The sequence below is a fragment of the Jiangella rhizosphaerae genome (assembly GCF_003579925.1).
In the GTDB taxonomy this organism is placed as follows: Bacteria; Actinomycetota; Actinomycetes; order Jiangellales; family Jiangellaceae; genus Jiangella; species Jiangella rhizosphaerae.
Map to the genome: position 1 here is coordinate 1 of NZ_QUAL01000400.1, position 12,002 is coordinate 12,002.

Annotated in this window: 9 protein-coding genes and 1 pseudogene; 4 read left to right on the top strand and 6 right to left on the bottom strand. The window is 74.0% G+C overall.

What is annotated here, in order from left to right; genetic code table 11:
- On the top strand, positions 1-1,964 hold a 1,964-nt coding region (locus tag DY240_RS26960; protein WP_119662758.1), incomplete at its 5' end, for a VanW family protein.
- Positions 1,965-1,984: 20 nt separating this feature from the next.
- Here DY240_RS26960 and DY240_RS26965 read toward each other — a convergent pair.
- A complete protein-coding gene (locus tag DY240_RS26965; protein WP_119662759.1) occupies positions 1,985-2,965 on the bottom strand; it encodes a GNAT family N-acetyltransferase in 981 nt (326 codons plus the stop codon).
- Between the two features lie 111 nt (positions 2,966-3,076).
- On the opposite strand from DY240_RS26965, the gene fdxA reads away from it, so the two are divergent.
- Positions 3,077-3,406, top strand: a complete 330-nt coding sequence (gene fdxA, locus DY240_RS26970) for a ferredoxin (RefSeq protein ID WP_119662760.1) — start codon at positions 3,077-3,079, stop codon at positions 3,404-3,406.
- Positions 3,403-4,518, top strand: a complete 1,116-nt coding sequence (gene dapC / locus DY240_RS26975) for a succinyldiaminopimelate transaminase (RefSeq protein ID WP_325049314.1) — start codon at positions 3,403-3,405, stop codon at positions 4,516-4,518. The genes fdxA and dapC overlap by 4 nt, the downstream gene beginning before the upstream one ends.
- Before the next feature lie 186 nt (positions 4,519-4,704).
- Here the strand turns inward: dapC and DY240_RS26980 are convergent, their stop codons facing one another.
- The 4 genes from DY240_RS26980 to dapD all read right to left on the bottom strand — a co-directional run bounded on the left by DY240_RS26980 (position 4,705) and on the right by dapD (position 10,470).
- On the bottom strand, positions 4,705-6,258 hold the full coding sequence (locus DY240_RS26980; protein WP_119662761.1) for a hypothetical protein: 1,554 nt from the start codon (positions 6,256-6,258) through the stop codon (positions 4,705-4,707).
- A 672-nt stretch (positions 6,259-6,930) separates the two neighbouring features.
- Positions 6,931-8,505 (bottom strand): gamma-glutamyltransferase family protein, encoded by a 1,575-nt coding sequence (locus tag DY240_RS26985; protein WP_119662762.1) that lies wholly within the window; start codon positions 8,503-8,505, stop codon positions 6,931-6,933.
- A gap of 2 nt (positions 8,506-8,507) precedes the next feature.
- A complete protein-coding gene (locus tag DY240_RS26990; protein WP_199702556.1) occupies positions 8,508-9,485 on the bottom strand; it encodes a hypothetical protein in 978 nt (325 codons plus the stop codon).
- Positions 9,486-9,537: 52 nt separating this feature from the next.
- Entirely contained in the window at positions 9,538-10,470 is a 933-nt protein-coding gene (dapD, locus tag DY240_RS26995) for a 2,3,4,5-tetrahydropyridine-2,6-dicarboxylate N-succinyltransferase (protein WP_119662763.1), read from the bottom strand.
- A gap of 89 nt (positions 10,471-10,559) precedes the next feature.
- Here dapD and DY240_RS27000 point away from each other — a divergent pair, with 89 nt between their 5' ends.
- Complete coding sequence (locus DY240_RS27000; protein WP_119662764.1) at positions 10,560-11,186, top strand: peptidase inhibitor family I36 protein; 627 nt, start codon at positions 10,560-10,562, stop codon at positions 11,184-11,186.
- A gap of 158 nt (positions 11,187-11,344) precedes the next feature.
- On the opposite strand, the pseudogene DY240_RS32540 reads toward DY240_RS27000, so the two are convergent.
- Positions 11,345-12,002: pseudogene (locus DY240_RS32540) on the bottom strand (hypothetical protein); the annotation flags it as partial.

Below are 12,002 nucleotides of genomic sequence, written 5' to 3' on the forward strand. Positions count from 1 at the left end.
CAGGCGCGGCGCCCGCCGAGCCGGGCGACGGCCAGGTTCCCGCCGATGCGGCGGGCCGCGCCTCGCGGCGGCAGCAGCAGCGCTCCTTCGGACAGGCCACCGCGGCCGCCCTCCTCGACTCGCCGAAGCGCGGCGGCAACGGCGGCAGTGGCGACGGCGGCGGCGACGGCGGCTCCGACGAGGGCACGAACTCGGGCGGCCGCAGCAAGGCCAAGGTGGCGGCGCTCGTCGTCGCCGGGGTGGTCGTGGTGCTGGGCATCGGCTACGGCGTCGCCTACGCCGTCGCCGGCGGCTCGCTGGCGCGCGGCGCGACGGTCGCGGGCATCGAGGTCGGCGGCATGACGCGCGACGAGGCGCGGGCGACGCTCGAGGAGCAGCTGCCTGCGCTCGTCGACCAGCCGTTCCACCTGACCATCGGCGACGAGGAGACGTCGTTCGAGATCGTCCCGTCGACCGCCGGCCTGACGGTCGACGTGCCGGCGACGATCGACGAGATCCCGGGCGGCAGCGCGAACCCGGTCTCGCTCTTCGAGGCGCTGCTCGGCGGCGGTGAGACCACGCCGGTTCCGTCCGTCGACCGCGCCGCACTCGAGGCCACGCTCACCGAGATCGCCGCGCAGGCCGACATCGAGCCGGTCAACGGCGCCGTCGCGTTCGACGGCGGTGAGGTCGTGACCAGCGAGCCGCAGACCGGCCGCGCGGTGAACGTCGACGCCACCATCGAGCGACTCGAAGGCGCGTTCTTCGGCGCGGAGTCGCGCTTGCCCATCGGCGACGTTCAGCTCGCCATCGACGAGGTGCAGCCCGCGGTCAGCGCCGAGGAGGTGCAGCGCGCCGTCGCCGAGTTCGCCGAGCCGGCGATGTCGGCGCCCGTGACGGTCGTGGCGGGGGAAGAGAGCGTCGAACTGCCGCCGGAGTTGGTCGGCCAGGCGCTCACCATGGCGCCCGACGACGCCGGCACGCTGCAGCCCGCGCTCGACGGCGCCAAGCTGACGGAGGTCGCCCGCGACCTGCTGGCCGAGGTCGGCCAGGAGGGCCGCGACGCCACCATCACCATCGAGGGTGGCGAGCCGGTCGTCGTGCCGGCCGAGCGCGGCATGGGCATCGCGCCCGAGACGCTGAGCGCGGCGCTGCTGCCGGTGCTGACCGCCGAGGGCGACGCGCGGCAGGCCGCCGTCGAGCTCACCGAGGTCGACCCGGAGCTGACGACGGCGGCCGCCGAGGAGCTGGGCGTCACCGAGGTCGTGGCCGAGTTCACGACGCGCTTCCCGCACGCCGAGTACCGCAACGTCAACATCGGCACCGCGGCCGAGCGCATCGACAACACGCTGCTGCTGCCCGGCGAGGAGTTCAGCCTCAACGGCATCGTGGGCGAGCGCACCGAGGCCAACGGCTTCACCGCCGGCACCATCATCAACGGCGGCCGGCTGGAGGAGTCGCTGGGCGGCGGCGTGTCGCAGGTGGCGACGACGACGTTCCACGCGGCGTTCCTGGCCGGTCTCGAGGACGTCGAGCACTGGCCGCACTCGATCTACTTCGACCGCTATCCGGTCGGCCAGGAGGCCACCGTCGCCTGGGGCGCGAAGGACATGCGCTTTGCCAACGACACCCCGTACGGCGTCGTCGTCGACACCAGCTTCACCCCGAGCACGCCCGGCAACCAGGGCACGCTCAACGTGAAGATCTGGAGCACCGAGTACTACCGCGTCGAGACGTCGGTGTCCGAGCGCTCCAACTTCACCTCGCCGCAGACCATCTACGACACCTCGGACAACTGCCAGGCACAGGGCGGCAGCCAGGGCTTCGACATCACGTCCTACCGGCAGGTGTGGGACCCCGAGGGCACGCTCGTTAAGGACGAGGCCGACCCGTGGACCTACAACCCGAACCACCGGGTCATCTGCGGGCCCGACCCCGGCGAGGACGAGGGCAACGGCAACGAGGGCGGCGAGGGCGACAACTGACGCTCGCCACTACCGCCGGCTCAGCGCAGCCGGCGGTAGTGGTAGGCGTGGTGTTCGGCGAAGCCGGCCTTGCGGTACGTCGCGCGGGCCGGCTCGTTCGGCTCGGCGACCTGCAGGTACACGTCGGTGGCGCCGAACCGTTCGGCCCACTCCGCCAGCCCGGCGACGATGTGACCGCCCAGTCCGCGCCGCCGGGCCGACGGCGCCACCTCGACGGCCGTCACACCGAGCCAGCGTCGCCCGCTCGGCGCGTCGCTGACCGCACCCCGCGCGATGGCGACCCGCGCGCCGTCGTCGTCCACCGAGGCGAAACCGACGGTGGCGGCGTTCACGAGCACGTCGACGGCGTGCGCGGGCAGTTCGCCGCCGCGGTAGTGGTAGCCGGCCAGCCAGTCGTCGTCGGGCCGGTCGTCAACGCGGACCGGCGGCAGCCCAGGCCGTTCCGCGCCCCGTACGACGGATACCGGCGCGACCATGACGAACGTGCGGTCCTCCGCGGCCGGCCAGCCGCGCGCGTCCAGGATCGGTCCGAGCGCCCGGCCGAGCGGCTCGGGCACCTGGAACGCCGGCACCAGTTCGCGCTCCCGGTACCACCGCTCCACGAGCTCGACGGCGTCGCGCAGCGGCCGCGCGGGGTCGTCGAGCGGCAGGCACGAGTTGGCCCGTCCGGTGAACCCGCGGGCGGCCCGCAGCAGCCACCCGCCGGTCCACTCCGTCTCCAGGGCCCGCCAGCCGTGCAGCGCGGCGCTTTCGAGGTCGCGGACGTCGCGGCGGGTCACCGTCAGCTCCGGGACCTCCTTGACGACGATGATGTCGCCCGCCGGCACGACGACGGCGTCGCCGCCGCGCGAGGGCCGCACCCGCAGCTCGCCGCCCGTGGTCGACTCGAGCACGCCGAGGACGTCGGTGGCGCCGAACTCCTCGCCGTGAAGGCGGTACCGGACCACGACACGCCGCCCGACCAGGGCGGACGCGTCGCGATTCGTGCTGGGCTGTCTCATAGGCTGACCTTGGTGCACGATGGAAGACGGGCAACGCGATACTAGGGCTGAGCACGACTGAGTAGCCGAACCGGTGTGTGCCGGGTGGGCTTGCGATAGGAGGACACCGCCGTGACGTACGTCATCGCGCAGCCTTGCGTCGACCTCAAGGACCTCGCCTGCGTCGAGGAGTGTCCGGTCGACTGCATCTACGAGGGCGAGCGGATGCTCTACATCCACCCGGATGAGTGCGTCGACTGCGGTGCGTGCGAGCCGGTCTGCCCCGTCGAGGCCATCTTCTACGAAGACGACGTGCCCGGCGAGTGGAAGGACTACACGCAGGCCAACGCGGAGTTCTTCGACGACCTCGGCTCGCCCGGTGGCGCGGCGAAGCTCGGCGCCATCGACAAGGACCACGCGCTGATCGCGGCGCTGCCCCCGCAGGAGCACGAGGGGCATTGAGCAGGCCACCGGGCGTGCCACCGCGGCGGCCGCAGCTGCCCGACTTTCCCTGGGACGCCCTCGTCCCGTACTCCGAGCGGGCGGCGGCGCACCCCGACGGCATCGTCGACCTCTCGGTCGGCACGCCGGTCGACCCCACGCCCGAGGTCGTCCGTCACGCGCTGGCCGCGGCGGCGGACGCCCCGGGCTACCCGACGACCGTGGGCACGCCCGCGCTGCGCGAGGCGGCCGTGCGCTGGCTCGCCCGCCGGGCCGGCGCCGTCGCCCTCGACCCCGGCGCGGTCATCCCGAGCATCGGCTCGAAGGAGCTGGTGGCCTGGCTGCCGACGCTGCTCGGCCTGGGTCCCGGCGATGCCGTCGTGTTCCCCGAGCTGGCCTACCCGACGTACGACATCGGCGCCCGGCTGGCCGGGGCCGACCCCGTCGCCAGCGACTCCGTCACCGCCCTCGGCCCCCGCCGGGTCGGCCTCATCTGGGTGAACTCGCCGGCCAACCCGCACGGGCGCGTGCTGCCCGCCGCGCATCTGGCCAAGGTGGTCGACTGGGCGCGCGAGCGCGGCGCCGTCGTCGCCTCCGACGAGTGCTATCTCGAGCTGGGCTGGGAGGAGCGGCCGGTCTCCATCCTCGACCCGGCCGTCAACGGTGGCTCGCTCGACGGCCTGCTGGCCGTGCATTCGCTGTCCAAGCGGTCCAACCTGGCCGGCTACCGCGCCGGGTTCGTCGCCGGCGACCCCGCGCTGATCCGTCAGGTCCTCGAGGTGCGCAAGCACGCCGGCCTCATGGTGCCGACGCCGGTGCAGGCCGCCATGACGGCCGCCCTCGACGACGACGCCCACGTCGAGGAGCAGCGGTCGCGGTACGCTCGCCGGCGCGACGTGCTCCGGGCGGCGCTGGCCGAGGCCGGCTTCCGCATCGACCACTCGACGGCCGGCCTGTACCTGTGGGCGACCCGCGACCAACCGTGCTGGGACACCGTCGGCTGGCTGGCCGACCGCGGCATCCTCGCCGCGCCGGGCGCGTTCTACGGCGCCGCCGGCGGCTCGCACGTCCGCATCGCCCTGACGGCGACCGACGAGCGCGTCGACGCCGCCGCCAAGCGGCTCACCGCCTGACCGACCGGGAATGATCACGTTCACCACCTGATCCCGTGCCACACCAGGCCTGCAGCCCGCGTGATCCACGCGAGATCCTGGTGATGCCGGCGGCCGGTGCATCACGAGGACATCCCCCACGTCACGAGGGCTGCAAGCCTCGTGACACAGGGAATCGCGTGCTGAACGTGATCATTCCGGAGCGCGTCAGCTGATGGCGGCCGTCGCGGTCGCCGCGTCGGGGCCGATGCCCAGCGCCACCTCGGAGCCGGAGCAGGCGACGACGGCCGACTGGCCGGCGCCGGTGAAGACCGTCCGGCCGCCGTCCTCGGAGACCTCGGCGTCGGGGAAGGCGGCGGTGTAGAACTCGGTGACGGTGTCGCACAGCGGTGTGGCGCCGTCGCCGCCGCGGTCGGCGAGCATCAGCGCCAAGGCCGTGCGGTCGCCGTCGCCCCAGACGGTGACCTCGCCGCCGGCCCAAGCCGCGACGCGGTCCTTCGGGTCGGACAGCGCGGCGGACTCGTCGTCGCCGGGAGCCTCGAGCAGGAACAGCAGGTCGGCGGCGCCGAAGGTGTCCGAGCGCAGTTCCTGCCAGGCGCCGCCGGGGCCCGCCGGGTCGCGGACGTCGACGGCGTCCTCCATCGCGTAGTAGCGGTCCGGGAAGAGGATCTGCGCGGTCGTCGCCGGCACGTCGGTGTAGGTGGAGTCGACGCCCTCCCAGCCGCCGTCGAGGAACACGTCACAGGTGAACGTCATGCCCTCGACGTACGGGAACTCCAGCTGACGGGCGACGAAGTGCGGCAGGGCGTCGAGGTCGGCTGACGTCTGCCCCGACGCCGACTGCAGCTCGAGGAGCTGGTCCAGCGGCAGGTGCCGGCCGACGAACTGCTGGCTGTACAGCGAGGCGTCGCCCTCGATGGCGTTGAGCGCGGCGTACGCGGCGTCGGACCCCGACTCGGCGGCGATGGCCTCCTGGTCGGGCAGCCCCATGGCGGCGTCGGCCTGCGCGTGCACCAGCTCGTGCGCCGTGATCAGCGCGCCGAGGCCGTCCATCTCCTCCGAGCCGATGACCAGCTGCCGCGTCTCGGGGTCGTAGAAGCCGCCGACGCCGGCGTCGAGCGCGTCGAGCTGGGCCTGCGCGAGGTCGGTGCCGGGCTCGACGGCGCCCAGCGCGGCCAGCAGCCGGGAGTCGACGGCCGCCCGTTCGGGGTCGAGCTCGTCGCGGGTGAGCTCGACCGCCCGGCGCTGCACCTCGTCGAGGCTGACGAACTCGATGTCGACGTCGTCGCCGGCGGGCAGTCCGCGCTCCTCCTCGACCAGCCGGGCGATGGCGGCGACCTGCGTCTCGACGTCGGCGTCCGGGATCGAGTCGCCGCCGCCCCCGAGGCCGAGCCCGCCGGACCCGAGGCACTCGAGCAGGATCGGGTCGAGGTCGCCCATGCCGCCGAGATCGCCGAGAAGGTCCTCCAGGCCGCCGCCCTCACCGCCGAGCAGCCCCTCGAGCCCGCCCTCGCCGAGCAGATCCTCGAGGCCGCCCAGGCCCGAGGACTCCGGCTCCTCCTGCGCCGCGGCCAGCTCCTCGCGGGCGGCGTCTCGCTCGGCCCGCAGGTCGTCGACCCGCTGGTCCATGACCAGGTACGTGACGCCGGCGAGCACCAGCCCGACGGCCAGCGCGACGGCCGTGGCAACCTGCCAGACGGCGGTGCGCGAGCCGCCGCCCTGCGACGGGGGCGGGGGAGGTGGCGGGGTGGGCGTGGTCATGATCCCCAACTTAGCGACCGTCGACCGCGAGGGCCCCACCGACGTCGGAGCCCCACGCGGAGGAGGGACTGTTCGAGTCGGACCGCCGGTCCTTCCTGACGTTGGCCGTCCCCCTGCTGCCCGATTGTCTTGGCCGCGCACGCGCGCCTCAAGCGGACTATTGGGCGCTTCGCGCCGGCGATGACCGCTTGACCCGCGCGCACGCGGCAAAGAACGGGCAGCTATCAGGGGGACGGGGGAAGAGCGGCGACGACGCCGAGTGCGTTGGCCCCGTTACGGTGTGGCGTTGGTGTCGTCGGGCGTCCACCTGGTGAGATTTTCACCGTGATTCGGGGGGCCATCACGAGGATTACCCCAGCCTCAACACGCCTACAGTCATGGTGATGCTCGCGGAATCCTCGTGATGTCGGCGATCGCCGATGATCATGGCGATCCAGGGCTCGACAAAGGGCGCGAAACGGGCACGCCAACGCCGAGGCGTGCCCAGATCCTCCCCGTCCCCCAGATAGCTGCCCGTTCTTGGCCGCGCAACCGCGGGTCAAGTCCAAGCGCCCCGACCACAGTGAAGCCCGACCACCGCGCGCGCGGACTTGAGGCGCGGTTGCGCGGCAAGAGAATGGGGCAGCAGGGGGACGGGGAGCCCAACCCACGTCACAAAGGGAAACCAGCCGGTCAGGCCGTCGCGACCGCCGTTGTGGCGACGCGCGGATCGCGGGCGGAGAGCCGCCACCCGGTGGCGTCGTCGACCTGGATGACCGAGACCGGGCCCCAGCCGGACTGCGGCCCGTCGGCGGGGATGACCTCGTGCCCGCGACGGCGCAGGCCGTCGACGACCCGGGCGGAGACGTCGGGCTCGACCCGCACGCGGGAGCCGGACGGCGCCGGAGCGCCGGTGGGGCCCGACGGCGGCTCGATCGTCCAGCGCGGCCGTGCCTGGGCCTCGTCCGGGTCCAGCCCGGCGCCCAGGACGAACGCGGCGACCTGCTGGACCAGCTGCGGCTGGACGTGACCGCCGCGGGTGCCGAGGACCATCGCCAGCCGGTCGCCGCGGGTCCACAGCGTGGGCGAGAGCGTGTGCAGCGGCCGGCGGCCGGGCGCGAGCTCGCCCGGATGCCCGGGGATCAGCGAGAACCCGCGGCCGCGGTCCTGCAGCAGGAAGCCGGCCGACCCGGCGCCGAGCAGCGAGCCGATGCCGTGGAAGTTCGACTGGATCAGCGACACGCCCATCCCGGAGCCGTCGACGACGCACAGGTACGCCGTGCCTCCGGCGGCCAGGGCGGGCGCGTGCCGGTCGCGGGCGGCGGCGGGATCGACGGAGGCGGCGACGGCGTCCAGCCGGGCGGGGTCGAGCAGGCGGTCGAGCGCGACCGGCACCCGCGAGGGGTCGACGGCGACGTCGTCGCGCTCGGCGGCCAGCGCCCGCTGCGCCTCGATCTGCAGGTGCCAGGACTGCGGGTCGCCGGGGTCGTCGGCCCAGCCGAGTCGTTCCAGCACGGCGCAGCCGCCGATGCCGAGGTAGCCCTGCGAGTTCGGCGGGACGGTCCAGCCGGTGGCGCCCCACACGTCCACGGACAGCGGGTCGACCCAGTCGGCCTGGCCGCGCCGCAGGTCGTCGGAGGTGATGACGCCGTCGACGGCGGCGCTGATCGCGCGGCCGGGCGCGCCCTCGTAGAACGCTTCGCGGCCGCCGTCGGCGACCAGCCGCAGCGTCGCCGCGAGCTGCGCACGCACGACGGTCGAGCCGCGGGAGGCCGCCACCATGGGCGCCGCGGCCTCCACCCCGGCCAGCGCAGCAGCGGACGACCGGAACGCCGCCACCAGCTCGTCGTTGGCCGGGAAGCCGTCCTCGGCCAGCCGGATGGCCGGTTCCAGCACCGGCGCCAGGCTCAGCTGGCCCAGCCGCGACGACAGCTCGGCCCACCCGTCGACGCAGCCCGGCACGGGGACCGCGGCCGGGTGGCTGCGCGGGATCTCTTCGTGCCCCGCCGCGCGCAGTGCCGCCGCGTCGACGCCGGACCCGGCGCGGCCGGACGCGTTCAGCGCCAGCGGGGCGGTCTCGCCCGGGCGGTGCACCAGCGCGAACAGGTCGCCGCCGATGCCGCAGGTCTCCGGCGCCACCACGCCCTGCACGGCGCATGCGGCGATGGCGGCGTCGACGGCGTTGCCGCCGGCCTGCAGGATCTGGACGCCGGCGCGCGTGCTCAGCGTGTGCGGCGTCGAGACGACCCCGCCCGGACTGCCCGTCATGCTCACGACCCTTCGGCGACGTCGATGTGGACGTGGTCCAGGTGGCGGAGGGTGACGTCGGTGGTGTCACCGGACGGGTGGGTGTACTCGCGCCAACCTTCGTCGGACCGGCGCGCCGACCATATCCTGTCGTCGTAGATGACGGTCGCTATGCCCAGTTCCTGGGCGTTTGCGACCGCCCATTGGGCCACCGCCCAGCCGCGGCGGTTCACGTCGGCGTCGTCGTGCGGCTGGAACATGACGTCCAGCGCCCGGCCGTCGTAGTGCGCGGATCCCTCGATGTGGCCGGAATCGACGCCACCGGGCTGGAACCCGCCGATGTCGAGGCCGTCGAATGTGCTGGCCAGCTCGTCGCGGACGGCGCGGGCGCGGTCGGTGAGGCCGTCCTCGCCCTCGGCCTGCACCGCGTGGCCGACCGGCTCGAACGCGCAGGAGAACGCCGCCTCGGAGTTGCCGGTGAGCGCCGACGCCAGCACCCGGGCGTCGTCCTCGTGGTCGGCGTAGGCGTCGGGGAAGGCGCTGCGCTGCACCTCCTGGGCGGCGACGGTGATCTCGAGGTCGCGGTAGTTCGGGATGCGCACGAGCGCGTCGTAGAAGGCGCCCGCGGCGTAGACGGGGTCCTGTACCTGCTCGGGCGTGCCCCAGCCCTGCGACGGCCGCTGCTGGAACAGTCCGAGGGAGTCGCGGTCGCCGTAGTCGATGTTGTAGATGTCGGACTCCTGGTACGCCGTCGCCAGGGCGATGGTGACGGCGCGCGCCGGCAGGCCGCGGTCGATCGCGACGGCGGCGATGGTGGCGGCGTGCCGGGCCTGCTCGGGCGACAGCGCGACCGTACGGCCGTCGACGGTGGCCCGGCAGTCGTTGCGGCGCTGCAGCGGGCCGCCGTCGCCGCCCACCCACCAGATGAGCAGCGCGGCGAGGCACCCGCCGAGGGCGAGCAGGGTTCCGATGGTGGCCGTCAGGCGGGCAGCACGACTCATTTGACCGTGAGAACGTCCGTGGCCGGCTGGGTGGTTCCGGGCGGTCGGGCCGCTAGTTGGCGTGCAGGGCGGCGTTCAGCCCGCCCCAGTCGCCCGACCGGGCCAGCGCCTCGACCGCGCCGGTGACGCTGTTGCGGCGGAACAGCAGGCCGTCGCGCCCGGACAGCTCCGCCGCCTTGACGACGCGGCCGTCGGGCAGCCCGACCTTCGTGCCCGCGGTGACGTAGCAGCCGGCCTCGACGACGCAGCCGTCGCCGAGCGAGATGCCGATGCCCGCGTTGGCGCCGATGAGGCAGCCCTGGCCGACGGTGATGACCTCCTTGCCGCCGCCGGACAGCGTCCCCATGATCGACGCGCCGCCGCCGACGTCGGAGCCGTCGCCGACCACCACGCCGGACGAGATGCGCCCCTCGACCATGGACGAGCCGAGCGTGCCGGCGTTGAAGTTCACGAAACCCTCGTGCATGACAGTGGTGCCGGCGGCCAGGTGGGCGCCGAGCCGGACGCGGTCGGCGTCGGCGATGCGCACACCGGACGGCACGACGTAGTCGACCATGCGCGGGAACTTGTCGATGCCGTACACCGTGACCGACCCGCGGCGCAGCAGCCGCAGGCGGGTCCGCTCGAAGCCCTCGACCATGCAGGGGCCGTGGTTGGTCCACACGACGTTGTTCAGCACGCCGAACAGGCCGTCGAGGTTCTGCCCGTGCGGTGCGACCAGCCGGTGCGAGAGCAGGTGTAGCCGGAGGTAGGCGTCGGCGGCGTCGGCGGGCGGCGCGTCGAGGTCGGCGACCGTCTCGACGACGGCCCGGCGGACCGCGCGGTCGCGGTCCTCGCCCTCGAGGTCGCGCAGCTCGATGAGGGCGTCATCGGAGGAGATGGGCGGTTTGCCGAGAGCTGGCGATGGGTACCAAACATCCAAGATCGTTCCATCCGCGGCTATGGTGGCCAAGCCGAAGCCCCATGCTCGTCGCTCGTCGGTCATGGGCTCAGCCTACGGAACGCGGCGGAACGCGTGAGCGCGGTGGTCGCCGTGCGGCGCGCCGGAGAAGACACGAGAGCTGGGAGGCGCCGATGGTGCGACGACGGCTGCTGGCCACCCTCGCGGGGGTCGCCACGACGGTCCTGGTGGCGGCGGGCGGTGCGTACGGCGGCGCCGTCACCGGCGAGGCGGAGCCCGCCGGCCCGCTCGCGGCCGAGATGACCGCCGCGCTCGAGCAGCAGCCGGGCGGCGTCCAGCTCTCGGACAACGCCATGGCCTGGGGCGGCGGCGAGGTCATCGTGGTCTGGCCGAGCCCGGGCGAGGAGGCGGCGCCGGCCGGTCTGGGCGACGGCCTCCGGTCCGACGTCGTCGAGGCGCTCGGCGTGACGGAGCTGGCCGACCCCTGGCAGGCCTCCGGCGGCGTCGAGGCCCGGGGGAGCGCCTCGACCTGCCCGTCGGGTTACTACTGCTTCTACACAGCGTCCAACTTCGACGGCGCCCGGTACCAGTTCTCCAGCACGTGCTCGGGCTACGCCAGCTCGTGGGGCTTCGACAACAACGCGTCGTCGTGGGTCAACCGCAACTCCAGCCGGAACTACCACGCCTACGACTACGTCGGCGGCACCCGGCTGTGGACCATGACGCCGGGCACCAGCGACTCCTACGTCGGCTCCAGCGCCGACAACCGGATGAGCTACTGGACCTGCTCCAGCGCCTGACCACGGCCGGCCTGCCCCGGCCCCGGTGCGGCGGGCGTTGCGACGGCGAGAGTGTCGGTGCCCGCCCGTAGGGTGGGCACTCCCTCCCAGCCGGGCGGGGACCGTACCCCGTCACCTGCCCGCACCAGCTCCGTCGTCACCGGCGGAGCGTTGGCGCGTCAGAAGAAGACGGTGTACGTCGTGACCGCCGGCGCCTCGACGTCCAGTCCGCCGGTGTCGCCGGTGAGCACCTCCTCGTAGCCCAGCAGGCGTCCCGTCCCGGGATCGAGCATGAGCACGTGGCGGCGGTCGAGGCCGGAGTCGTCGCTGTCGGTGCCGAACGCGACGGCCGTGCGGCCGCGACGGTCGGTGGTCTCGCCGAGTGCCACGACGCCGGGTTCCTGGGCGAGCATGGTCAGCGCCGCGGCCTGGACCGACGCGTCCAGCACGCGGGTCGAGGCGACCTCGTGCAGCGCTTGGAACAGCGCCGCCGCCGTGTCGTCGGCCTGTGGCCAGACGGCCAGCAGCTGATCGCGCAGCGCGGCGGGGTCGGCGGCCAGCTGCCGCGGGTAGGCCGGGGAGAGGTCGCCGGTGGGGACGGTCTCGTCGAGCAGGACGGTGCCGGGGGTGGCGGCGTCGTCGGCCTCGCTCCACTCCGCGGTCGGGAACCGCGGCTCGCCCTGGGTCTCGCGCACATGCACCGAGCCGTCGGCCAGGAACCGCTGCTCACGCACCACCGGCACGACGGCGGACGTGACGGCGGGGGCGGCCAGCGCCAGGCTGGCGGCAGCGCCCTCGGCAGGCGCGCGGCCCTCGGCGGGCGCGCGGCCCTCGGCG